19 protein-coding genes, 4 tRNA genes and 1 other RNA gene are annotated in these 22,036 nt (G+C 72.8%); 12 read left to right on the top strand and 12 right to left on the bottom strand.

Features of this window, described 5'->3' with window-relative positions:
- Positions 1–55: 55 nt before the first annotated feature.
- Positions 56–397, bottom strand: coding sequence for a hypothetical protein (locus ACFQ8C_RS18105; protein ID WP_383458206.1), 342 nt, complete (start codon positions 395–397; stop codon positions 56–58).
- Positions 398–875: 478 nt separating this feature from the next.
- Here ACFQ8C_RS18105 and ACFQ8C_RS18100 point away from each other — a divergent pair, with 478 nt between their 5' ends.
- Positions 876–1,244: a hypothetical protein gene (locus tag ACFQ8C_RS18100; RefSeq protein ID WP_383458203.1), complete on the top strand. Its 369-nt coding sequence runs from the start codon at positions 876–878 to the stop codon at positions 1,242–1,244.
- A 176-nt stretch (positions 1,245–1,420) separates the two neighbouring features.
- On the opposite strand, the gene ACFQ8C_RS18095 is transcribed toward ACFQ8C_RS18100, so the two are convergent.
- Positions 1,421–1,508: transfer RNA gene (locus ACFQ8C_RS18095), tRNA-Ser, on the bottom strand.
- Positions 1,509–1,658: 150 nt separating this feature from the next.
- Here ACFQ8C_RS18095 and ffs point away from each other — a divergent pair.
- The 6 genes from ffs (at position 1,659) to ACFQ8C_RS18065 (ending at position 10,133) form a co-directional block, all read left to right on the top strand.
- Positions 1,659–1,757: signal recognition particle sRNA small type (gene ffs / locus ACFQ8C_RS18090), an RNA gene on the top strand.
- Between the two features lie 55 nt (positions 1,758–1,812).
- Positions 1,813–3,984, top strand: coding sequence for a DNA polymerase III subunit gamma and tau (locus ACFQ8C_RS18085; RefSeq protein ID WP_383458201.1), 2,172 nt, complete (start codon positions 1,813–1,815; stop codon positions 3,982–3,984).
- Positions 3,985–4,045: 61 nt separating this feature from the next.
- The gene (gene purD / locus ACFQ8C_RS18080) at positions 4,046–5,296 is read left to right on the top strand and encodes a phosphoribosylamine--glycine ligase (protein ID WP_383458198.1); all 1,251 of its coding nucleotides are present in this window, start codon (positions 4,046–4,048) and stop codon (positions 5,294–5,296) included.
- 250 nt (positions 5,297–5,546) lie between these two features.
- Positions 5,547–7,508, top strand: coding sequence for a hypothetical protein (locus ACFQ8C_RS18075; protein ID WP_383458196.1), 1,962 nt, complete (start codon positions 5,547–5,549; stop codon positions 7,506–7,508).
- 171 nt (positions 7,509–7,679) lie between these two features.
- Positions 7,680–9,140, top strand: coding sequence for a N,N-dimethylformamidase beta subunit family domain-containing protein (locus tag ACFQ8C_RS18070; protein ID WP_383458193.1), 1,461 nt, complete (start codon positions 7,680–7,682; stop codon positions 9,138–9,140).
- Positions 9,141–9,224: 84 nt separating this feature from the next.
- Positions 9,225–10,133, top strand: a complete 909-nt coding sequence (locus tag ACFQ8C_RS18065; RefSeq protein ID WP_383458191.1) for a phosphoribosylaminoimidazolesuccinocarboxamide synthase — start codon at positions 9,225–9,227, stop codon at positions 10,131–10,133.
- Between the two features lie 105 nt (positions 10,134–10,238).
- Here ACFQ8C_RS18065 and ACFQ8C_RS18060 read toward each other — a convergent pair.
- The 8 genes from ACFQ8C_RS18060 to ACFQ8C_RS18025 all read right to left on the bottom strand — a co-directional run bounded on the left by ACFQ8C_RS18060 (position 10,239) and on the right by ACFQ8C_RS18025 (position 14,878).
- Positions 10,239–10,311, bottom strand: a tRNA-Gly gene (locus ACFQ8C_RS18060).
- A gap of 22 nt (positions 10,312–10,333) precedes the next feature.
- Complete coding sequence (locus ACFQ8C_RS18055; RefSeq protein WP_351852383.1) at positions 10,334–10,948, bottom strand: response regulator transcription factor; 615 nt, start codon at positions 10,946–10,948, stop codon at positions 10,334–10,336.
- Entirely contained in the window at positions 10,945–12,210 is a 1,266-nt protein-coding gene (locus ACFQ8C_RS18050; RefSeq protein WP_383458187.1) for a sensor histidine kinase, read from the bottom strand. The genes ACFQ8C_RS18055 and ACFQ8C_RS18050 overlap by 4 nt, the downstream gene beginning before the upstream one ends.
- Before the next feature lie 26 nt (positions 12,211–12,236).
- Complete coding sequence (locus ACFQ8C_RS18045; protein WP_383458184.1) at positions 12,237–13,052, bottom strand: ABC transporter permease; 816 nt, start codon at positions 13,050–13,052, stop codon at positions 12,237–12,239.
- Positions 13,049–13,999 (bottom strand): ABC transporter ATP-binding protein, encoded by a 951-nt coding sequence (locus tag ACFQ8C_RS18040; RefSeq protein WP_383458182.1) that lies wholly within the window; start codon positions 13,997–13,999, stop codon positions 13,049–13,051. Before ACFQ8C_RS18040 ends, ACFQ8C_RS18045 begins: the two co-directional genes overlap by 4 nt.
- 163 nt (positions 14,000–14,162) lie before the next feature.
- Positions 14,163–14,235 (bottom strand) — tRNA-Gly (locus ACFQ8C_RS18035).
- An 81-nt stretch (positions 14,236–14,316) separates the two neighbouring features.
- A tRNA-Gly gene (locus ACFQ8C_RS18030) sits at positions 14,317–14,388 on the bottom strand.
- Between the two features lie 148 nt (positions 14,389–14,536).
- Positions 14,537–14,878: an Lsr2 family protein gene (locus ACFQ8C_RS18025; protein ID WP_383458180.1), complete on the bottom strand. Its 342-nt coding sequence runs from the start codon at positions 14,876–14,878 to the stop codon at positions 14,537–14,539.
- A 366-nt stretch (positions 14,879–15,244) separates the two neighbouring features.
- Here ACFQ8C_RS18025 and purS point away from each other — a divergent pair, with 366 nt between their 5' ends.
- The 3 genes from purS to purL are packed head-to-tail and all read left to right on the top strand — an operon-like array spanning position 15,245 to position 18,416.
- Positions 15,245–15,490, top strand: a complete 246-nt coding sequence (gene purS, locus ACFQ8C_RS18020) for a phosphoribosylformylglycinamidine synthase subunit PurS (RefSeq protein ID WP_015035032.1) — start codon at positions 15,245–15,247, stop codon at positions 15,488–15,490.
- Entirely contained in the window at positions 15,487–16,167 is a 681-nt protein-coding gene (gene purQ / locus ACFQ8C_RS18015; RefSeq protein WP_360797885.1) for a phosphoribosylformylglycinamidine synthase subunit PurQ, read from the top strand. Before purS ends, purQ begins: the two co-directional genes overlap by 4 nt.
- On the top strand, positions 16,167–18,416 hold the full coding sequence (gene purL, locus ACFQ8C_RS18010; protein ID WP_383458176.1) for a phosphoribosylformylglycinamidine synthase subunit PurL: 2,250 nt from the start codon (positions 16,167–16,169) through the stop codon (positions 18,414–18,416). The genes purQ and purL overlap by 1 nt, the downstream gene beginning before the upstream one ends.
- Positions 18,417–18,465: 49 nt before the next feature.
- Here the strand turns inward: purL and ACFQ8C_RS18005 are convergent, their stop codons facing one another.
- On the bottom strand, positions 18,466–18,870 hold the full coding sequence (locus ACFQ8C_RS18005; RefSeq protein ID WP_383458173.1) for a nuclear transport factor 2 family protein: 405 nt from the start codon (positions 18,868–18,870) through the stop codon (positions 18,466–18,468).
- A gap of 76 nt (positions 18,871–18,946) precedes the next feature.
- On the opposite strand from ACFQ8C_RS18005, the gene ACFQ8C_RS18000 reads away from it, so the two are divergent.
- Positions 18,947–19,735, top strand: a complete 789-nt coding sequence (locus ACFQ8C_RS18000) for a sterol carrier family protein (RefSeq protein WP_383458172.1) — start codon at positions 18,947–18,949, stop codon at positions 19,733–19,735.
- 39 nt (positions 19,736–19,774) lie between these two features.
- Positions 19,775–20,578, top strand: coding sequence for an META domain-containing protein (locus ACFQ8C_RS17995; RefSeq protein WP_383458168.1), 804 nt, complete (start codon positions 19,775–19,777; stop codon positions 20,576–20,578).
- On the opposite strand, the gene ACFQ8C_RS17990 is transcribed toward ACFQ8C_RS17995, so the two are convergent.
- Positions 20,572–21,969, bottom strand: coding sequence for a sulfatase (locus ACFQ8C_RS17990; RefSeq protein ID WP_383458166.1), 1,398 nt, complete (start codon positions 21,967–21,969; stop codon positions 20,572–20,574). The genes ACFQ8C_RS17995 and ACFQ8C_RS17990 overlap by 7 nt on opposite strands.
- Positions 21,970–22,036 lie beyond the last annotated feature (67 nt).

Genomic DNA, 22,036 nt, shown 5'->3' with positions numbered 1-22,036 from the left:
TGGGACTCCCTGAAAAAGGGGAGCCGCTGAGCGCGGCTCCCCTGGGCGGTCGAGGTCAGCGGAGGAACTCCCGGAGCTTCGAGCAGTTGTCCGGCCGGAGCGATCCTCGGTCCCGACAGGCCTGGATCTTCGCCTGGTTGGTCTCGAGCATCGCGCCGTCGAAGAACACGTGGTCGATGTGGACCGTCTTCTTCTGGACGCCCTTGACCCGGGTCCAGTCGTAGGCCTCGACCTTCGCGCGCAGGTATACGTTGTGTCCGTCGTCGGGGTCGGCGTCCTTCAGGTTTCCGTCGACATGGAACCCGCCGTGGTGCACGAACTTGGGCTCCCACTTGTAGTCGCCCTTGAAGAAGACGCCGGTCGAGCGCATCTTCAGTCCGTGCCACGAATCCGCCACCGCCACCCCCGCTCCACCGAAGAACAGTCCTGCGACGGCTACCGCCGTGAATGACTTCCTCAACTTGGCCATGAAACGCCCCTGGTTGATTAAAGAGCCGACTGGTCGTCACAGAACGTATCCGGTCCGCTACGGGGTAGATGGCGCAGGAACGTAACTCCGTTCAGTTCACCGCCCGATCCGGTGAACGGAACGTCGGCAAAGAATTTCTTCGGCGGGCTGTCCTTGGCCATGCGTGGCCGGTTTCCAGGGTGGCTCTTCCGGTGAAAGCGCAGGTCAGGGGCGGAATGGTGTGAGCGGTGGAGGCGGGGCGACCCTTAGGGGTGATCGTCGGTACGCCCGCGTGAAGTGATTCGACGCGGGCCCAAGGACGCACCCATGCGTATCGACCTCAGCGCCGTCACTCTCCGTCGCACCCTCGTCCCCCTCGCCGCCGTCCTCGCCCTCGCCCTTCTCGGCGGTGGAGGCGTGCGGCTCCGTGATCACCGCGCCGCTGGAGCGGCCCGTCTCGGCCGACGGTCCCTGTCCGAGCGCCGACCCGGTGGTGTGCCGGATCCGGGTGATGCCGATGGACGGGAAGGTGGAGGCCCAGCGGGTCCGGATGCGGTACCGCGGGCTGCTGGAGGACATGCGGAGTACGGAGGCCGCCGTGCGGGAGGCCGGCGCGACGGACGAGGGGATCGCCCGCGAGCTGGTCGCCATGCGCAACCAGGCCAAGTACGGGAACCCCCTCGGGGTACGGGAACCCCCTCGGGCCCACCGCCGACCGGCTCTACGCCAAGTACGGCACCTGACAGCAGCAGGTAGTAGACGCCTCCATGCGCACCAGCTACGCCGTCGACCGTGAGCTGAGCCTGGAGTAGCGGCCCTGCCCCGTGTGACGGGCGCCACCGGAAGCCAACAGCAGCCACCGGAGCCACGGGTGGTCGCCGGGGCGTAGGCGGAGCGTCGCCGGAGAACGTCGGAGAAACGCCGGAGAAACGCCGAAGGGCCGGGCCGCTTTCGCGGTCCGGCCCTTCGGGCTGGCGGAGGATACGAGATTCGAACTCGTGAGGGGTTGCCCCCAACACGCTTTCCAAGCGTGCGCCCTAGGCCTCTAGGCGAATCCTCCGTGGAGAACATTACATGACCGCGGAGGGTGCTCGCGAACGTGATCCACGAGGGGGAGGGGGAGGAGGGGGAGAGGGAGGCGGGAGGAGGGGGGAGGGAAGGTGCGGGAGGGGGAGGGGCTGGAGTGGGGGTTCGGATCGGGTAGGCTGGGCGGAGCCCCTCACGCGGCGCTATCTGACTGAACTCCCCCAGGGCCGGAAGGCAGCAAGGGTAGGTTGGCTCTGGCGGGTGCGTGGGGGGCGCTTGCGTTCCCGTGTCCGGTGGGTTTTCCCGGGTTGTCGGTGGGCGCCTATAACCTCGTATACGTGTCGTCTCTCGCGCTGTACCGCCGCTACCGCCCCGAGTCCTTCGCCGAGGTCATCGGGCAGGAGCATGTCACCGACCCGTTGCAGCAGGCCCTGCGGAACAACCGGGTCAATCACGCGTACCTGTTCAGCGGGCCCCGTGGATGCGGCAAGACGACCAGCGCGCGGATCCTGGCCCGCTGCCTGAACTGCGAGCAGGGGCCGACGCCCACGCCGTGCGGTGCGTGCCAGTCCTGCCAGGACCTCGCGCGCAACGGACCCGGGTCCATCGACGTCATCGAGATCGACGCGGCCTCGCACGGTGGTGTCGACGACGCTCGTGACCTGCGGGAGAAGGCGTTCTTCGGGCCCGCTTCCAGCCGGTACAAGATCTACATCATCGACGAGGCCCACATGGTCACCTCGGCGGGTTTCAACGCCCTGCTGAAGGTGGTCGAGGAGCCGCCGGAGCACCTCAAGTTCATCTTCGCCACGACCGAGCCCGAGAAGGTCATCGGGACCATCCGGTCGCGGACCCACCACTATCCCTTCCGGCTCGTGCCCCCCGGGACGCTCCGGGAGTACCTCGGCCAGGTGTGCGGGCAGGAGGGGATCCCCGTCGACGACGGGGTGCTGCCGCTCGTCGTGCGGGCCGGTGCCGGGTCCGTGCGTGACTCGATGTCCGTGATGGACCAGCTCCTCGCCGGTGCCGGCGAGGAGGGTGTGACGTACACCATGGCGACCTCGCTCCTCGGTTATACGGACGGTTCGCTGCTCGACTCCGTCGTGGACGCCTTCGCCTCGGGCGACGGTGCCGCCGCCTTCGAGGTCGTCGACCGGGTCATCGAGGGTGGGAACGACCCCCGGCGCTTCGTCGCCGACCTGCTGGAGCGGCTGCGGGACCTGGTGATCCTGGCCGCCGTGCCCGACGCCGCGGAGAAGGGACTCATCGACGCTCCCCAGGACGTCGTGGAGCGGATGCAGGCGCAGGCGTCCGTGTTCGGAGCCGCCGAGCTGAGCCGCGCCGCCGACCTCGTCAACGAGGGGCTGACCGAGATGCGCGGCGCCACCTCGCCGCGGCTCCAGCTGGAGCTGATCTGCGCGCGCGTGCTGCTGCCCGCCGCCTTCGACGACGAGCGGTCGCTGCTCGCCCGTCTCGACCGGCTGGAGCGCGGGGTCGCCGCCGCGCCGCCCGCCGCCGCCGTCTTCACGCCGGCCCCGCCCGCCGGGCCGCCGATGGGGTACGTCCCCGGGCCCGACGCCCATACGCCGATCGCCCCGCCGCCCCTGCCCGCGACTCCGGCCCAGGCTCCGACTCCGCCCCCGGCCTCTGCCGCACCCGCACCCGCACCGGCGCAACAGCAGCAGGCGCAGCCCGCGTCCGAGGCCTCGCGGCCCGGTGCCTGGCCCGGGGCCGCGCGTCCCGGCGGGTGGCCGACCGCCGGGGGCCAGAGCGCCGCCGCGGCCGCCCCCGCTCCCGTACAGGCGCAGGCGCAGGCGCCGGCACCGTCGCAGGCCGCCGCGTCCGCTCCCACCGGGGACATGGCGGCCGGCGCCGCCCAGGTGCGGAACATGTGGCCGTCCATCCTCGAAGCGGTCAAGAACCGGCGCCGCTTCACCTGGATCCTGCTGAGTCAGAACGCGCAGGTGGCCGGCTTCGACGGCACGACCCTCCAGCTCGGCTTCCTCAACGCCGGCGCGCGGGACAACTTCGCGAGCAGCGGCAGCGAGGAGGTCCTCAAGGCCGCGCTCGCCGAGCAGTTCAACGTGCACTGGAAGGTCGAGGCGATCGTCGACCCGTCGGGCGGCTCCGCGCCCCCGCCCGGAGCCGGGAACCCGGGAAGCTTCTCGGGCGGCGGAGGCGGTGGCTTCGGCGGTGGCGGAGGCGGTGGCTTCGGCGGTGGCGGCTTCGGTGGCGGCAGGCCCCAGGCCCCGTCCGCCCCCGCGACCGCGCCCATGTCGATGGCGGGCCCCGCACCCACGCAGGCCGCCCCGTCCGTCCCCCAGGCGGCGGCGCCCGCGCCGGCGCCCGCCCCCGTACAGCAGCGGCCCCCGCAGCCGCAGCCCGTGGCGCCCGAGGACGACGTGCCGGAGGAGGACGATCCGGACCTCGTGGAGTCGGCGCTCTCCGGGCACGAGCTCATCGTGCGCGAGCTCGGCGCCACCGTTGTGGAGGAATACACGAACGACTAGGGCCGTCTCGCTCGGTGGCCCGCACAAGGACCTTCCCGGCCAGCGGGCTACCCTGGCTGGCGTGAAGGTCCTCGTCATCGGCGGCGGCGCCCGCGAACACGCCCTGTGCCGCTCTCTCTCCCTCGATCCCGACGTCACCGCTCTGCACTGCGCGCCCGGCAACGCCGGAATCGCCGAGGTCGCCGAGCTGCATCCCGTCGACCAGCTGGACGGCGGCGCGGTCGCCGCGCTCGCCACCGAGCTCGGTGCCGACCTGGTCGTCGTCGGCCCGGAGGCCCCGCTCGTCGCGGGTGTCGCCGACGCCGTCCGCGCCGTCGGCATCCCCGTCTTCGGCCCCTCCCGCGAGGCGGCGCAGCTGGAGGGCTCCAAGGCGTTCGCCAAGGACGTCATGGCCGGCGCCGGCGTGCCGACCGCCCGCAGCTACGTCTGCACGACCCCCGCCGAGATCGACGAGGCCCTCGACGCCTTCGGCGCGCCGTACGTCGTCAAGGACGACGGTCTCGCGGCCGGCAAGGGCGTCGTCGTCACCGAGGACGTCGAGGCGGCCCGCGCCCACGCGCTCGCCTGCGACCGCGTGGTCATCGAGGAGTACCTGGACGGCCCCGAGGTCTCCCTCTTCGCGATCTGCGACGGCACCACCGTCCTCCCGCTCCAGCCCGCGCAGGACTTCAAGCGCGCGCTCGACGGCGACGAGGGCCCCAACACCGGCGGCATGGGCGCCTACTCGCCGCTGCCGTGGGCCGACCCGAAGCTGGTCGACGAGGTCATGGAGACCGTCCTCCAGCCGACCGTCGACGAGCTGCGCCGCCGCGGCACCCCCTTCTCCGGCCTGCTCTACGCGGGTCTGGCGATCACCGGCCGCGGCGTGCGGGTCATCGAGTTCAACGCCCGCTTCGGCGACCCCGAGACGCAGGTCGTCCTCGCCCGCCTGAAGACCCCGCTCGCGGGCGTGCTGCTGCACTCCGCCAACGGCACCCTCGCCGACCAGGCCCCGCTGGCCTGGCGCGACGAGGCCGCCGTCACCGTGGTCGTCGCCTCGCACAACTACCCGGAGACCCCGCGCACCGGCGACCCCATCGAGGGCCTCGCCGAGATCGCGGAGCAGGACGCGCCGTACGCGTACGTGCTCCACGCGGGCACCAGGCGGGACGGCGAGGCGGTCGTGAGCGCCGGCGGACGGGTCCTGTCGGTCACCGCCACCGGTTCGGACCTGGCCCAGGCCCGCGAGCGCGCCTACGCGGCAGTCGGCCGCATCCGCCTTGACGGTTCGCAGCACCGTACGGACATCGCGCTCAAGGCCGCCCAGGGCTGACCCGGACGGGAGCGCGGGCGCGGCCGTGAAGTCAAGCGCACGGCCGCGCCACCGGCACCACCTTTACCCAAAGCCATTCGATCGAGTGACGGCTCGGCCATCTGGATGACGCCCGCCGAAGCCCCAACTAGGGTGCGGCGCAGGCGTTCCGGCACTTGGCCCACCGGCATTGCGATGTCGGTGACGGGTGCCACAGTGGGGGAGTGAGCAACACCACCACGGGTAGTCCCGTCCAGGACGGGGAGAGGGGGTGAGGTACGGCGTGTCCGGCAGCGGCTTCGGAAACGGCGGCAGCGACAGCGGCCTCGGCGAGGAGTGGGGCGTGCGGGCCGCACGCTCCCGCGCCCTCGCCGTCCTCCGCGTCCGGGGAAGGGCGCTCGGCGCCGCCATCCTCCCCGCCGCCGTCGCCGTCGTGCTCTACGCGGGCGAGGTCACCGACCACTTCACGGGTACGGGGTGGACCACGGCCCGCTGGATCATGACCGTCCTCGCGCTCCTCGTCCTCCTCTCCGCCGCGGCCGTCGCCCTCGTCGTCGCCCGCGCCCGCCCGGCCGTGACGCCGACGGTGGAGCTCACCGAGACCGCCGCCCCCGACCTCCACCGCCTCGTGCGGGACCTCGCCGACCGGCTCGACGTGCCCGCGCCCGCCGCGATAGCCCTGACCCCGGACTGCGACAGCTGGCTGGAGGACCGGTCGCACCGGGCGCACGGGCGGGCGGGCGTGTCCGGCGCACCCGTGCTCGTCATAGGCTCCCCGTTCCTGTGGTGGATGCGCGTCGGCGAGCTGCGGGCGGTCCTCGCCCCGGTCGTCGCCGGCACCGGCCCGGCCGCGGACCCCGACATAGCGGCCGCCCGCCGTTTCGTGCGCGGGCTCGACGCGGCCGTCGCCGTCCCGGACGGCCCGGGCCTCGGCCCGCTGCGCCGGCTCGGCGCCCGGGGCGTCGGGCAGGTCGCCCGGCTGCTGCTGAGGGCCTGCGGCACGCACGCCGCCGAGATGGAGCGCGGGGTCGCCGCCGCCGGGTCCGAGCGGGCCCAGACCGTGGACCAGGGGACGCGGATCGTCGCCCAGGAGCAGGTGGGGCTCGCGTACGCGGGCTGGGACCGGCTCCTCACCCGGGTCGCGCTGCCCGCCTGGCGGATGGGCCGCTGGCCGTCCGGACTCGACGCGGGCGTGGTCTCGGCCCTGACCGAACTCTCCCGCCGCGACCGGCTCGCGGAGGGCTTCGCCTCCCGGCTGGGCGACCGCCCGGCCTGCGACCTGCTGGAGGAGCCCGGGGCCGTGGACGAGGCCGCCTCGCTGCTCGCCGCCCGCCTCTTCCACGGCGGCCCCGCCGAAGCCGGCCCGGACTGGGCGCCGGTCGAGTGGAGCCGCTATCCGGAGGAGGTCGTCGACCGGAAGTGGCGCGCGGACGCGGCCCGTCTCCACGAGGTCCTCGACCGCCTGGCGGCGACCGCAGGGCCCGACGCCGACGCAGCCGACACCGCCGAGGCCCCGACGCTCACCCGTGTCCTCGCCCACCTGACGACCCCGCAGAAGGACCGGCCCGCACAGGCCGACCCGTCCGCGCCGGGCGACCCGTCCGCACAGGCCGACCCGTCCGCGTCGGGCGACCCGTCCGCGTCGGGCGACCCGTCCGCGCTGGGCGAACCGTCGGCACTCGGCGAGCCGTCCGCGCAGAACGAGCGGGCCCCACAGAACGAGCGGATCGCGCAGGGCGAGCGGATCGCGCAGGACGAGCGGACCCCGCAGGACGAGTGGCTCGCGCAGGACGAGCCGTTCCTCCAGGACGAGCCGTCCGGGCCGGAGGAGGACGAGGGCCGGAACCCCGCCGCCGACACGCTCGCCGCCGCGCTGAGCGCCCGGGTGGCGCGCGAGGACGCCGAGCGGGAGGCGCGGGTCAGCGCCGGCGCGGCCGGGTTCAGCGGACCGGACGGTCCCTGGCCGCTCTGTCCCCTGCTCCCGCCCCGCACCGGCCGGGACCTCCTCGCCGACCACGTGACCGCGCTGGTCTGCTGCGCCGCCGTCGACACCACCGGCGCCGCGCCCGGCCTGGACTGGCTCGACGGACCGGCCCTGCTGGTGGACGGCGTACGCGCCACCGACCTCACCCCGCACGTCCTGACCCTGGTGGAGGAGGGCGACCCGGCTCCCCTGAGGGCCTGGCTGAGCACCGCGGGCGTACGCCCCGAGAAGCCGGTCCGGCTCCTCTGAGCCCACCCCGCCCTCCCTACCGGAGGGTCGTGTTCCACCTTTGTCGATTCACGACGAACGGTGACGGTCCGCGTGCGTTATGTGATGTGCTGGGGAGTGGCACTGACAGGGGCAACCCCCGTGGGCAGGGGCCCATGGCACTGGGCGGGGGAGTCGAAGGAGGGGCGCGGCATGGGGGCGGAGCAGATCGGGCGCTGGGAGTCGGGTGCGCTCGCGCACGCGGTCTCCGATCCCTTCGGCCAGGGGCCGCTCCCCTGGCTGCGCGGATCGGACAACTACTTCGACGGCACCGGGCAGCTGGTGCCCTGGTACGCCGACGAGACCCTGGCCCGGGGCGGCGCCGGGGGCCCGAGGACCGCCGACGACGTGCGCCGGCAGATCAAGGGGTTCGCCTCCGGGGGCGCCGTCGCGCCCGGGGAGTCGATCGACTTCCACATCACCGTGGACCCGCCCCAGCCGTTCTCGGTCGACGTCTACCGGATCGGCCACTACGGCGGCGACGGCGCCGCGAAGATCACCACGAGTCCGCGGCTCTCCGGGATCGTCCAGCCGCCCCCGCTCACCGCGGACCGCACGGTCTCCTGCCACCACTGGTGGCAGTCCTGGCGGCTCCAGGTCCCGAGCTACTGGTCGATCGGCGCGTACGTCGCCGTCCTCACGACCGCCGACGGCTACCGCTCCCACATCCCCTTCACGGTGCGGGACTCCCACCCCGCGGACCTCCTCCTCGTCCTGCCGGACATCACCTGGCAGGCGTACAACCTCTACCCGGAGGACGGCCGCACCGGCGCCAGCCTCTACCACGCCTGGGACGAGGAGGGCCGGCTGCTCGGCGAGCAGGAGGCGGCGATCACCGTCTCCTTCGACCGGCCGTACGCGGGCGCTGGCCTGCCCCTGCACGTCGGCCACGCCTACGACTTCATCCGCTGGGCGGAGCGGTACGGCTACGACCTCGCCTACGCCGAGACCCGCGATCTGCACGCCGGCCGGGTCGACCCCACCCGCTACCGGGGCCTGGTCTTCCCCGGCCACGACGAGTACTGGTCGGCGCCGATGCGGAAGGCGGCCGAGCGCGCCCGCGACCAGGGCACCTCGCTCGTCTTCCTCTCCGCCAACACCATGTACTGGCAGGTGGAGTCGGGGCCGTCGCCGTCCGGCGTGCCGGACCGGCTGCTCACCTGCCGCAAGCGCCGCGGTCCCGGCCGCCCCGCCCTCTGGCGCGAGGTCGACCGCCCCGAGCAGCAGCTCCTCGGCATCCAGTACGCCGGCCGGGTGCCCGAACCGCACCCGCTCGTCGTGCGGAACGCCACGCACTGGCTCTGGGAGGCGACCGGCGCCGGGGACGGCGACGAGCTCCCCGGCCTGGTCGCCGGCGAGGCGGACCGCTACTTCCCGCGCACCCCGCTCCCCGAGCACGAGAGCCGCATCCTGCTCGCGCACTCGCCCTACCAGGACGGCGACGGGGCGCTGCGCCACCAGGAGACCAGCCTCTACCGGGCGCCCTCGGGGGCCTGGGTCTTCGCCTCCGGCACCTTCGCCTGGTCGCCGGCGCTGGACCGGCCGGGCCACGTCGACCCCCGCGTCCAGCGCGCCACCGCCAACCTCCTCGACCGCATCTGTAAGAGGGACTGACCGGGCGAGCCGCCCCGGTCGGCGGGCCCGGGTCCGGATGCGAGAGAATCGGACCGTTCCTGGATCAACCTACGCGGAGGAACCGTGTCCGGATTCGTAGAAAAGCCCGAGCCCGTCGAGGTCCCGGGCCTCACCCACCTGCACACGGGCAAGGTGCGCGACCTCTACCGGAACGGAGCCGGCGAGCTCGTGATGGTGGCGAGCGACCGCATGTCCGCGTACGACTGGGTGCTGCCCACCGAGATCCCGGACAAGGGCCGCGTCCTCACCCAGCTCTCCCTGTGGTGGTTCGACCGGCTCTCCGACCTGGTCCCCCACCACGTCCTCTCCACCGAGCTGCCGGAGGGCGCCCCCGCCGACTGGGCGGGCCGCACCCTCGTCTGCAAGTCCCTGGACATGGTTCCGGTCGAGTGCGTCGCCCGCGGCTACCTCACGGGCTCCGGACTGGTCGAGTACGACGAGTCCCGCACCGTCTGCGGCCTCGCGCTCCCCGAGGGGCTGACCGACGGCTCCGAGCTGCCCACGCCGATCTTCACCCCGGCGACCAAGGCCGCCGTCGGCGACCACGACGAGAACGTCTCGTACGAGGAGGTGGCCCGCCAGGTCGGCGCCGAGACCGCCGCGCTGCTGCGTCAGACCACCCTCGCCGTCTACTCCCGCGCCCGGGACATCGCCCGTGAGCGGGGCATCATCCTCGCCGACACCAAGTTCGAGTTCGGCTTCGACGGCGGGAGCCTGGTCCTCGCCGACGAGGTGCTGACCCCGGACTCCTCCCGCTTCTGGCCGGCCGACCAGTGGCAGCCGGGCCGCGCCCAGCCCTCGTACGACAAGCAGTTCGTGCGGAACTGGCTGACCTCCCCGGCCTCGGGCTGGGACCGCAAGAGCGAGCAGCCGCCGCCGGCGCTTCCGTCCGAGATCGTGGACGCCACCCGCGCCAAGTACCTGGAGGCGTACGAGCTGCTGACCGGGAAGTCTTGGTCCGACAGCTTCTGATGGACCGGCCCGTACGGGGCGGGGGCGCGCTCCCCCGTCCCGTACGGGCCGTACACCGCGCACACGAAGAAGGCCCCGGTTCGATGAACCGGGGCCTTCGCTCTGAGCGGACGACGAGATTCGAACTCGCGACCCTCACCTTGGCAAGGTGATGCTCTACCAACTGAGCCACGTCCGCATGCGCCGTAGCGCGCTGCTAACTATACCCAACCTTTCGACCGCGCGAGACGCACCGCCGCATGACGGTTCTCCGCACCGAGCTTGGCGGCGGCGGAGGAGAGGTAGTTGCGGACGGTCCCGGGGGAGAGCGCGGCCCGCCGGGCGATCTCCGCGACGGGGGCGCCGTCGGCGGCGAGTTCGAGCACCTCGGCCTCGCGGGCGGTCAGCGGGGAGTCTCCCGCGGCGATCGCGTCGGCCGCCAACTCCGGGTCCACGTAACGGTTTCCGGCATGCACGGTACGGATCAGCTCGGCCAGCCGCTGGGCGCTGACGGTCTTCGGGGCGAAGCCCCGGACGCCCGCGGCGAGGGCCCGCTTGAGGTGGCCGGGGCGGCCGTGGCTGGTCACGATCATCGTGCGGCAGTCGGGGAGTTCGTCCCGGATCGATGTGGCCACCGTCACACCGTCCGCCCCTGGCATCTGGAGGTCGAGGACGGCGACGTCGGGCCGGTGGGCCCGGGCCATGGCGAGCGCCTCGGGGCCGGTCGCGGCCTCCGCGACGACGATCAGGTCGTCCTCCAGGGCGAGCAGGGCGGCGAGCGCGCCCCGGATCAGATGCTCGTCGTCGGCGAGCAGGACGCGTACGGGCTCGGTCACGCGACCGTCTCCTTCTCCTGGTGAGCGGGGTGCGGGGCGGTCCGTCCGGGCAGCGGGACCCGGGCGGTGACGAGGAAGGAGCGCGGCTCCGCCGGCCCCGCCTCCAGGGTGCCGTCCACCGCGCCGAGCCGTTCCCGCAGCCCGGCGAGGCCGGAGCCGGTCCGGCCGGGGCCGCCGGCCCCGTCCCGTACCGTCGCGCCGTCGTTCTCCACGGTCAGCACGGCCTCCCCGTCCCGCGCGCGCAGGGTGATCGCGCAGTGCCGGGCGTCGCCGTGCCGCAGCACGTTGGTGGTGGTCTCGCGGACGACCCAGCCGAGCGCGGACTGCACCGCGGCGGGCAGCTCGACGGCGGGGGCGTCGACGGCACAGTCGATGCCGGCGGCGTCGAGGACCCCGCGGGCGCCCTCCAGCTCGATCCGCAGATCGGCCTCCCGGTAGCCGCGGACGACCTCGCGGACCTCCCGCTGGGACTCCTGGGCGATCCGCTGGACCTCGACCATCTGGTCCACGCTCTCGGGGCGGCCGCGCCGGGCGAGCTGGACGGCCAGCTCGCTCTTGAGCGCGATCACCGACAGGTTGCGGCCCATGACGTCGTGGAGGTCGCGGCCGAAGCGGAGCCGCTCCTCGGCGACGGCGAGCCGGGCCTGGAGGTCGCGGGAGCGCTCCAGCTCCTGGACGACGCGGAGCAGCCAGGAGGAGAAGCCGCAGGCGGAGGCGTAGGCACCGCCGCCGACGAGGACGGCGGCCAGGGTGATGAGCCCCTCCGGGACGTGGCCGAGGACGACGAGGGGCAGGGCGGCGGCGGTGGCGATGCCGGCGACCGCGTACGCCATGTGCCGCACGCGGTCCACGCAGAGGACGAGGGCGCCGGTGGCGAAGAGCGAGGTGACGACGGTGAAGGCGGCGACGAGGGAGGCGTCGGGCAGGACCCCGGCCGACCACAGGCCGATGACGGTGAGGTCGGCGAGGGCGGTGGCGGCGGCGAGGGCGGCGGCGAGCCGGACGGGCCGGGGCCGGGTGCCGGTGATGTGGTCGAGGCCGCGGGAGGCGACCACCGCGCAGAACGCGGCGTGGACCAGGACCCACCCGACGAGGCCGAGCACGGCGCCCAGGCCGAGCGCGTCGCGCTGTTCCCGGCTCAGCGGGATGCCGGCGAGCGTGATCAGCTCGACCGGGGCCATGAGGTGGAAGGTCCACCGGGTGTACAGCTCGACCTTCCCGGCGACACTGCGCCGTGACCACCAACCCGTCATCGCGGACATCCGTCCCGCTCCCCTCCGGTCCCGTCCTAGCGCCGGGGCTCCCAGCGGAACCAGCGGCGGACCGCCCACCCCGTCAGGACGCCCCAGGCCACTGTATTGAGCGTGGCGGTGAGCAGGTCGCCCGCATGGGCGGTGCCGAGCCAGCCGGCCCGGACGAACTCCATGACGCCGCTCAGCGGGAGGAGCTGGGCGAGGTCGGCGGCGAGGCCGGGCAGGGCGTCGCGGGGGACGAAGAGGCCGGAGCCGAAGGAGGAGACGAGGAAGAGCGGCAGGGTGGTGAGGCCGGCGCTCTCGACGGTGCGGGTGATGGTGGTGGTGACGGCGGCGAGCCCGGCGAGCAGCACGATCGCGGCGGCGAGGCCGAGGACCAGCAGGTCGGGGCGGGCGGGGGCGTCGGCGCCGAGGAGGGTGAAGCCGCCGACGGTGAGGATCGCGCACTGGGCGAGGGCGATGGCGCTGGCGGGCAGGGCGGCGCCCGCGAGGATCTCGGTGTCGGTGGCCTCGCCGGTGCGCAGCCGCTTGAGGACCAGCTCCTCGCGGCGGGCGACGAGGCTGGAGGTGAGGCTCATGTAGACGACGAGCAGCAGGACCATGCCGGTGCCGCCGACGAGGGTGGCGGCGGAGAGGGAGATGCCGAGGGTGGCCTCGTCGATCCCCTTGAGGGAGGACCGCAGCAGGAAGATCATCAGCAGCGGCATGGCGGCCGCGATGAAGAGGTTGTTGCGGTTGCGGCCGAGGAGGGTGAGTTCGGCCCGGCCGAGGGCGGCGAGCCGGGTGAGGGTGGTGGAGGGGCGGCCGGCGCCGGTCGCGGCGGGGGTTCCGGTGGTGGTGGGCGTACTCATCGGGTCACGGTCTCCTTCTGGCCGGCCGGGGTGGCCTCCGTGCGGGAGGCGATGTCGAGGAAGGCCTCTTCGAGGGAGGCGGAGCGGGCGTCGAGCCCGTCGAGCCGGACGCCGTGGTCGCGGGCCCAGCCGAGGAGTGCGGTGAGGTCGTCCTGGAGGGCGTGGGTACGGATCTCGATCCGGCCTCCGTCCTCGGCGGCCCTCAGTCCGAGCGGCAGCCGGGCGGCGGGCACTCCGGCGGGGAGCGAGAAGCGGATCCGGGCGGGCTGGGCGGCGGTGACCTCGGCGGGCGTGCCGGAGAGCACGATCCGGCCCTTGTGCATGATCGCGAGCCGGTCGGCGAGCGTCTCGGCCTCCTCCAGGTAGTGCGTGGTGAGGAGGACGGTGGTGCCCTGGGCGCGCAGCGCGCGGACGAGTTCCCAGGTGTCGCGGCGGCCCTCGGCGTCGAGGCCGGTGGTGGGCTCGTCGAGGAAGAGGACCTCGGGCCGGCCGAGGAGGGCGAGCGCGAGGTCGAGGCGGCGGCGCTCGCCGCCGGACAGCTGCTTGATCCGCACCTTCTCGCGGCCGGTGAGGCCGACCGCGCCGAGGGCCTCGCCGGCGGGGCGGGCACCGCTGGTGCAGCCGGCCCACATGCGTACGGTCTCGGCCACGGTGAGGTCGGAGGGGAAGCCGCCCTCCTGGAGCATCACGCCGATGCGCGGGCGGACGGCGGAGCGCTCCCGGTACGGGTCGTGGCCGAGGACGCGGGCGGTGCCGCCGGTCGGGGCGGCGAGGCCCTCCAGGAGCTCGACGGTGGAGGTCTTGCCCGCGCCGTTGGTGCCGAGGAGCGCGAAGATCTCGCCCCGGGGCACGGAGAGGGAGATCCCGCGTACCGCCTCGAACCCGCCGTCGTAGGTGCGGCTCAGGTCGGTCGCCTCGATGGCCGGTGTCAGGGCTTCAGCTGTCATGGCCCCAGCCTGCCGTCGGTGGAGAGGGGAGGGCAGTGCGCGCTGTCATCACCCGGACTGACAAATGTCATGAAGGCGGGGGAGGAGGAGAGGAAGGGGAGGGGAACCGAGGAAGGGAAAACGACGAAGGCCCCGGTTCGATGAACCGGGGCCTTCAACCCTGAGCGGACGACGAGATTCGAACTCGCGACCCTCACCTTGGCAAGGTGATGCTCTACCAACTGAGCCACGTCCGCATTTCTCCCGACCGGCTTTCACCGGGCGGTGCGAGCACCACTCTACCTGATCCACCGGAGTGGTCGGTAACCGTGATGCAGAGCGGGTGACAGGGATCGCACACTGCGCCTTCCCCCTGGAAGGGGGATGTTCTACTACTGAACTACACCCGCACGCTGCTTGGGGACTTGGCTTTTCGGCCTCGCCCCTCGGCGTGTTCCAGACTCTAGCGGATCATCGGGGGTGGAACGCAAATCCGTTCCGCCCGGTGTCGTCCGGCGCCGTCGGTCGCCCGTGTCCCGCGGGGCTCGGGCGCCGCCGTCAGCTCGCCGCGCGGAAGGCCTCGTAGACCCGCTTGGGGATGCGGCCCCGGGCCGGCACGTCCATCTTGTTGGACTGGGCCCAGGCGCGGACCGCCGCGGGGTCGGGGGCGAGGGCGGTGTGCGTGTACGCGGTGGTGGCTCCGGTCACACCGGCGGCCGCCTTGCCCGTCTGCTTCCGCCCCGCCGCGAGGTAGGGCGCGAGGGCCTTGCGGAGTTTCTTTGCATTGGCAGCATTCAGGTCGATCTCGTACATCTTCCCGTCGAGACCGAACGCGACCGTTTCCGCCGCTTCTCCGCCGTCGATGTCGTCGGAGAGGGTGACCACCACTCGCTGCACCACGGATATCGGTCCTTTCCTGTGGCCCGTCACCTGTCAGGGGCTTTGGGTACGCCTCTGACGTGCGGTGACACCAGGCCTCTGGCTGCCCAGGGACAATGCCGTTCTTCCCTGGAATCCTTTGTACAGCGACGGGCATCGCATTGTGAAGCCCTGTCAATTGTCTCAGCGTGTCCCGGGCAATGCACGGCGCGATATTTCACTCGCATTTCATGTGCGGCGGGGTGTAGGGGGCGTTTGGAGTGGATCACCGTCGGGGGTGGCTTCCGGCCTGGGCATTTGTAGGATCCTTCAGATCTCTACCCGCGTAGAATTTGGAGGCAGGTACGCTGAGGGAACCGCCCACGCAACACACCACCGGGAGTGCCAGTGGCACGCGTCGTAGTCGACGTCATGCTCAAGCCGGAGATCCTCGACCCGCAGGGACAGGCGGTGCAGCGTGCACTGCCCCGCCTCGGGTTCGCCGGAATCGCCGACGTCCGTCAGGGGAAGCGCTTCGAGCTGGAGGTGGAGGGACCGGTCGACGACGCCGCCCTCGCCCGCATCCATGAGATGGCCGAAACCTTCCTCGCCAACACCGTGATCGAAGACTTCGTCGTGAAGGTCGAGTCGTGACCGCTCGCATCGGCGTCGTCACCTTCCCCGGCACGCTCGACGACCAGGACGCGCTGCGTGCCGCCCGCCTCGCGGGCGCCGAGCCGGTCTCCCTGTGGCACCGCGACAAGGACCTCAAGCAGGTCGACGCGGTCGTCCTCGCCGGCGGCTTCTCCTACGGCGACTACCTGCGGGCAGGCGCCATCTCCCGCTTCTCGCCGGTGATGGAGACCATCATCGAGCAGGCCAAGGCGGGCATGCCCGTCCTCGGCATCTGCAACGGCTTCCAGATCCTCACCGAGGCCCATCTGCTGCCGGGCGCGATGCTCCGCAACAACCACCTCCACTTCATCTGCCGCGACCAGAAGCTGCGGGTGGAGAACGCGGAGACCGCCTGGACCTCGGACTACGTCCAGGGCCAGGAGATCGAGGTCCCGCTCAAGAACATGGACGGCCGGTACGTCGCCGACGAGCGCACGCTCGACGAGCTGGAGGCCGAGGGGCGGGTGGCCTTCCGCTACCTGGACGTGAACCCCAACGGCTCGCTCCGCGACATCGCGGGCATCACCAACGCCGCGGGCAACGTGGTCGGCCTCATGCCGCACCCCGAGCACGCCGTCGAACCGCTGATCGGCACCGGCAAGACGGACGGTCTCGGTTTCTTCACCTCGATCCTCAAGAAGCTGGTCAACGCCTGATGAGCCTCGACACCGTCAAGCACGCGAGCGAGACGCCGGACAGCGAGCAGCCCTGGAAGGAGCTCGGCCTCAAGGAGGACGAGTACGCGCGCATCCGCGAGATCCTCGGCCGCCGTCCCACCGGCGCCGAGCTCGCCATGTACTCGGTCATGTGGTCCGAGCACTGCTCCTACAAGAGCAGCAAGGTCCACCTGAAGCAGTTCGGCGAGAAGACCCCCGAGAACGACGCCATGCTCGTCGGCATCGGCGAGAACGCCGGCGTCGTCGACGTGGGCCAGGGGTACGCGGTCACCTTCAAGGTCGAGTCGCACAACCACCCCTCGTACATCGAGCCCTACCAGGGCGCGGCCACCGGCGTGGGCGGCATCGTCCGCGACATCCTCGCCATGGGCGCCCGCCCGGTCGCGGTCGTCGACCCGCTGCGCTTCGGCGCGGCCGACCACCCCGACACCAAGCGCGTGCTGCCCGGTGTCGTCGCCGGCATCGGCGGCTACGGCAACTGCCTGGGCCTGCCCAACATCGGCGGCGAGGTCGTCTTCGACTCCTGCTACCAGGGCAACCCGCTGGTCAACGCCGGCTGCATCGGCGTGATGAAGCACGAGGACATCCACCTCGCCAAGGCCTCCGGCCCCGGCAACAAGGTCATCCTCTACGGCGCCCGCACGGGCGGCGACGGCATCGGCGGCGTCTCGGTCCTCGCGTCCGAGACCTTCGACGACACCAAGCCGACCAAGCGCCCCGCCGTCCAGGTCGGCGACCCGTTCCAGGAGAAGCTCCTCATCGAGTGCACCCTGGAGATCTTCCAGGAGAAGCTCGTCGCGGGCATCCAGGACCTCGGCGGCGCCGGTCTCTCCTGCGCCACCTCCGAGCTGGCCTCGGCCGGTTCCGGCGGCATGCGGGTCGACCTGGAGAAGGTCCACCTGCGCGACGCCACGCTCTCTCCTGAGGAGATCCTCATGAGCGAGTCGCAGGAGCGCATGTGCGCGATCGTCGAGCCGCAGCACGTCGACCGCTTCCTGGAGATCTGCGAGAAGTGGGACGTCATCGCGGTCGTCATCGGTGAGGTCACCGAGGGCGAGCGGCTGGAGATCTTCTGGCACGGCGAGCAGATCGTCGACGTGCCGCCGCGCTCCGTCGCCCACGAGGGCCCGACCTACCACCGGCCGTACGCCCGCCCGGAGTGGCAGGACGCGCTCCAGGCCGACGACGCCGGCAAGCTGCCCCGGCCGCAGTCCGGCGCGGAGCTGAAGGACCAGGTCCTGAAGCTCGTCTCCTCGCCGAACCAGGCCTCGAAGTCCTGGATCACGGACCAGTACGACCGGTTCGTGCAGGGCAACACGGTCCTGGCGCAGCCCGAGGACGCGGGCATGGTCCGCATCGACGAGGAGACCAACCTCGGCGTGGCCATGGCGACCGACGGCAACGGCCGGTACGCCAAGCTCGACCCGTACACCGGCGCGCAGCTCGCGCTGGCGGAGGCGTACCGCAACGTCGCCGCCTCCGGCGCCAAGCCGCTGGCCATCTCGGACTGCCTGAACTTCGGTTCGCCCGAGGACCCGGCCGTCATGTGGCAGTTCGCCGAGGCCACCCGTGGCCTCGCGGACGGCTGCTTCCAGCTGGGCACCCCGGTCACCGGCGGCAACGTCTCGCTGTACAACCAGACCGGTGAGGTCGCCATCCACCCGACGCCCGTCGTGGCCGTCCTCGGTGTGATCGACGACGTCAACCGCCGCACCCCGATCGCCTTCGCGGAAGAGGGCCAGCTCCTCTACCTGCTGGGCGACACGCGTGAGGAGTTCGGCGGTTCGGCCTGGTCCGAGGTGATCCACCAGCACCTCGGCGGCATGCCGCCGGCCGTGGACCTCGACCGGGAGAAGCTGCTCGGCGAGATCCTGATCTCGGGCTCCCGCGACGGCATGATCGACGCGGCGCACGACCTGTCCGACGGCGGTCTCGTCCAGGCGGTCGTCGAGTCCTGCCTCCGTGGCGGGAACGGCGCGCGACTGATCGTCCCCGAGGGCCTGGACGCCTTCACGTTCCTCTTCTCGGAGTCGGCGGGCCGCGCGGTCGTCGCCGTCCCCCGCAGCGAGGAGCTCCGCTTCACCGACATGTGCGGCGCCCGCGGCCTGCCGGCGACCCGCATCGGTGTCGTCGACGGCGACGCGGTCGACGTCCAGGGCGAGTTCGCGCTCACCCTGGCCGAGCTGCGCGAGGCGCACGAGGCGACGATCCCGGGCCTGCTGGCCTGAGATCCGCGAGTGAGACGGCCCCCGTCCCCGGACGGGGGCCGTTCGCGTGTCACTCCGCGGGACCCCAGAAGGCGTCGGACTCGTCGATGTCCGCGACGCACTCGTCCACGTCGGTCATCTTGCCGCCGACGATGGTGAAGAAGAGGCCGCCGTCCATCTCGATGCCGCGGTCGCCGCGGTCGGCGTGCCACCGGTGCACGGACATGACGTGGCCGCGGCCGTCCGGGTAGACGCCCTTCAGCTCGACCCGGAAGGTGCCGCCGGTCAGCTCCATCAGCTGTCCGTAGTGGGCGAGGACGTTGTCCGCGCCCTTGAAGTGGCCGGACATCCGGCTGCTGCCGGGCGAGTGGTGGGTGGCGTCCGAGGTCATCAGCGACCGCAGGGTCTCCGTGTCGCCCGCGGAGAAAGCCTCGTAGCCCTTGCGGACGAGGGCGGCGTCAGGGTGCTCGGCCATGGCTCATCGACCCCTCAGTACGGGTAGGCGCTGTCTGGAACCCCTCCTCCTCCAGTCTCCGACTACCCTCGCCCCCATGCCACCGGCCAAGAAGCGCACCCGCAGTTACGACCCCGCCAGGACGCGCGCCGCCGTCTCCGCCCAGTTCGGGCACGTACGGGACGCGGTGCTCGCCCTGTCGCCGGAGGAGCTCGACCGGCCGACGCGGCTCGGCACCTGGACGGTGCGGGAGCTGGCCGCGCACCTGACGATGGCGCTCGGCGCGGTCGTGCGAGGGCTCGAAGGGCCCGAGCCGGCCGCGCGGGAACTCGCCCTGTCGGACTGGCCCCTGGCCACCGCGACCGGCGCCGCCGGCATCGACGAGGACGTCCGGGCACTCGACGCCGCCGACCTGGCGGGGCTGTACGCGCGGACCGGCGCCCGGTACGAGGAGCTGGTCGCCGGCGCGGACGGGGAGCGGCTCGTGCCGACCCGCTTCGGCGCCATGACGCTCGCCGACTACCTGGTCACCCGGACCGTCGAACTGGTCGTCCACACCGACGACCTCGCCGCCGCGACCGGCACGGTGATCCCCCACGACCGGCAGGCCCTCGCCGCCTGCGTCCGGCTGCTCGCCGACGCGCTCGCGGCGAAGGCCCCCGGCGGCGCGGTGGAGGTCCGGATCCCGCCGTTCGCGGTGGTGCAGTGCGTGGCGGGGCCCCGGCACACCCGGGGCACCCCGCCGAACGTCGTCGAGACGGACCCGCTGACCTGGATCCGCCTGGCCACCGGGCGTACGGAGTGGGCCGCCGAGCTGGACGCGGCCCGGGTCGCCGCCAGCGGGGAGCGGGCCGATCTGGCGGGGCTGCTCCCGCTGATGGGCTGAGCCGGGGAACCCGGAGCGGGCCCGCCGCGTCCCACCGGCATGCCGAAGCCGCGCAGCACCCTCGCCGCAGCCGTCCTGCTCGTCACGCTCACCGCCTGTGCCCAGGGCGGGGGCACGGGAGCCGGTGATCCCGACCTCCCCCTGACCGGCACCCACTGGACCGTCGGCGCGGTCACCGTCGACGGCAGCCGCTCGCAGGCCCCCGAGGGAGCCCGCGTCGGCTTCACCGGGAAGGAGCGCGCCCAGGGCAGTACCGGCTGCAACCACTTCGGCGCGGCCGTCACCGTGGCCGGTGCCACCGTGACGGTCTCCCCGGAGGAGGTCACGGAGATGGGGTGCCCGGACGACCGGCAGCGCTTCGAGACCGCCTTCCTGGCCGCCTTCACCGGGCCGCTGAGGGGGACTCTCTCGGACGGCGCGCTCACCCTCGTCTCCTCCGACGGCGCCCGGAAGGTGGAGCTGACCGCCGAGCCGTCCGTCCCGCTGCGGGGCACCGGCTGGAAGGTCGACGGCCTGGTCTCGGGCGACACCGCCGCCTCCCTCCCGGCGGGCAGTGGGGAGAAGGCCCGCTTCGTCGTCGGCGCGGACGGACGGATCACCGGCAACCTCGGCTGCAACGGCTTCTCCGCCACCGCGAAGGTCGACGAGAAGGCCCGCACCCTCACCGTCGAGGGCCCGGCCGCGACGACCCGGATGATGTGCACCGGCCCGCAGATGGAGCTGGAGACGAAGCTGTACGAGCTTCTCGACGGGCCCCTCTCCTACCGGCTGGAGCACCGGACCCTGACCCTCGTCGACGGCGCGGGCGAGGGCCTGACCGCGCGGGCGGAGCCGGCTCAGTAGCGGAGCAGCCGCGCGTCGATCCCCTCCCACGCGGCCCGCAGCGCGGCGAGCCGGGCCTGCTCGAAGGGCGCCCGGTCGGCCTGCTCGCGGGTGTCCTCGGCGAGGTGGAAGAGCTGGTCGCGGCCGGACTTGCCGCGGTAGTACTTCCAGTCGCCGCGGCGCAGCGCCCGCTCGCCCCGGACCCGCCAGAACAGGTCCCGCTCGGGCACGTCCTCGCCGCGCAGCAGGTGTCCGGCGAGGCTGGTGCCGTCGAGGGGGTAGGCGGGGTGGGGGCGGGCTCCGGCGAGTTCGAGGAGGGTCGCCGTCCAGTCGGGCGTGTACACGGGCAGGTCGCTGACCTGGCCGCCGTCGATCCGGGCCGGCCAGCGCAGGACGGAGGGGACGCGGATGCCGCCCTCCTGGAGGGAGCCCTTGTTGCCGGCGAGCGGCCAGTTGTAGGAGAAGCGCTCGCCGCCGTTGTCGCTGGCGAAGAAGACGAGGGTGTCCTGCTCCTGGCCGGAGCGCCTCAGGGCCTTCAGGACCTGTCCGATCGAGCGGTCGAGGTCCTCGACCATCTCCTTGTACTTCTCGATCGAGCCGCCGTCCTGGTGCCAGAGGGCGGAGCGGTCGCCGGCCTTGATGCGGCGGACGATCTCGGCGCTCGCCTCCTCGTCGCCGTCGGCGATCCACGGCCAGTGCGGGGTGGTGAAGTTGAGGTTGAGCAGCCACGGCTTCCCGTGGTCGCGGCTCACGTACTCGCTCGCCCGCTCGGTGAGGATCCGCGTGTAGTAGCGGAGGTCCTTGTACTCGGCGTCGCCCTCGTAGAGGTCGTACTCGCCGCCGAGGCCGAGCTTGGAGTAGTACTCCAGGGCGCCGCCGAAGTTGCCGAAGAACTCGTCCCAGCCGGACTTGGTGGGGGAGTAGTCGGGGAGGTAGCCGCAGTGCCACTTCCCGATGAGCGCGGTGGCGTACCCGGAGTCGCGCAGCAGCGAGGCGAGCGTGGGGTGGGTGGGCTCCAGCCCGACGGACTTGTCGGCGATGGGCTCGGCGAGGCCGCCCTTGGTGCGGCCCGGGTAGCGGCCGGTGTAGAGGCTGAAGCGGGTGGGCGAGCAGGTGGCGGAGCCGGAGTACGCGTCGGTGAACCGCACCCCTTCGCGCGCGAGCCGGTCGAGGTGCGGGGTGCGGATGTGCGGGGCGCCGTAGGAGGAGAGGTCGGCCCAGCCGAGGTCGTCGCCGAGGATGAAGAGGATGTTCGGCCGGCGGGAGTGGCGGCGCGGGTGCGCGGCGCGGAAGGGCCGTTCGGCGGCGGGGGTGCCGGGGGAGGCCTCGGCGGGCCCGGCGCCGAGGGCGGCCGCGGCGGCGGCACCGGCGGCGGCCCCGCCGAGGGCGCGGCGGGACAGGGACGTGGGCATGCGGGATCTCCAGACGGAGCGAGGGAGCGACGGAGCGGGGGAGCGGAGAAGAGAGGAAGGCGGCGCA

The organism is Streptomyces sp. NPDC056503 (assembly GCF_042794995.1).
Classification (GTDB): domain Bacteria; phylum Actinomycetota; class Actinomycetes; order Streptomycetales; family Streptomycetaceae; genus Streptomyces.
This window is presented reverse-complemented; position numbering and strand designations above follow the sequence as displayed.

What these genes read in the sequence shown, in the direction of transcription:
- ACFQ8C_RS18070 (WP_383458193.1), top strand. Translation starts at nt 7,680, where the DNA reads ATGGGGGCGGAGCAGATCGGGCGCTGGGAGTCGGGTGCGCTCGCGCAC.
- ACFQ8C_RS18050 (WP_383458187.1), bottom strand. Translation starts at nt 12,210, where the DNA reads ATGTCCGCGATGACGGGTTGGTGGTCACGGCGCAGTGTCGCCGGGAAG.
- ACFQ8C_RS18045 (WP_383458184.1), bottom strand. Translation starts at nt 13,052, where the DNA reads ATGAGTACGCCCACCACCACCGGAACCCCCGCCGCGACCGGCGCCGGC.
- ACFQ8C_RS18040 (WP_383458182.1), bottom strand. Translation starts at nt 13,999, where the DNA reads ATGACAGCTGAAGCCCTGACACCGGCCATCGAGGCGACCGACCTGAGC.
- purL (WP_383458176.1), top strand. Translation starts at nt 16,167, where the DNA reads ATGAGCCTCGACACCGTCAAGCACGCGAGCGAGACGCCGGACAGCGAG.
- ACFQ8C_RS18005 (WP_383458173.1), bottom strand. Translation starts at nt 18,870, where the DNA reads ATGGCCGAGCACCCTGACGCCGCCCTCGTCCGCAAGGGCTACGAGGCT.
- ACFQ8C_RS18000 (WP_383458172.1), top strand. Translation starts at nt 18,947, where the DNA reads ATGCCACCGGCCAAGAAGCGCACCCGCAGTTACGACCCCGCCAGGACG.
- ACFQ8C_RS17995 (WP_383458168.1), top strand. Translation starts at nt 19,775, where the DNA reads ATGCCGAAGCCGCGCAGCACCCTCGCCGCAGCCGTCCTGCTCGTCACG.
- ACFQ8C_RS17990 (WP_383458166.1), bottom strand. Translation starts at nt 21,969, where the DNA reads ATGCCCACGTCCCTGTCCCGCCGCGCCCTCGGCGGGGCCGCCGCCGGT.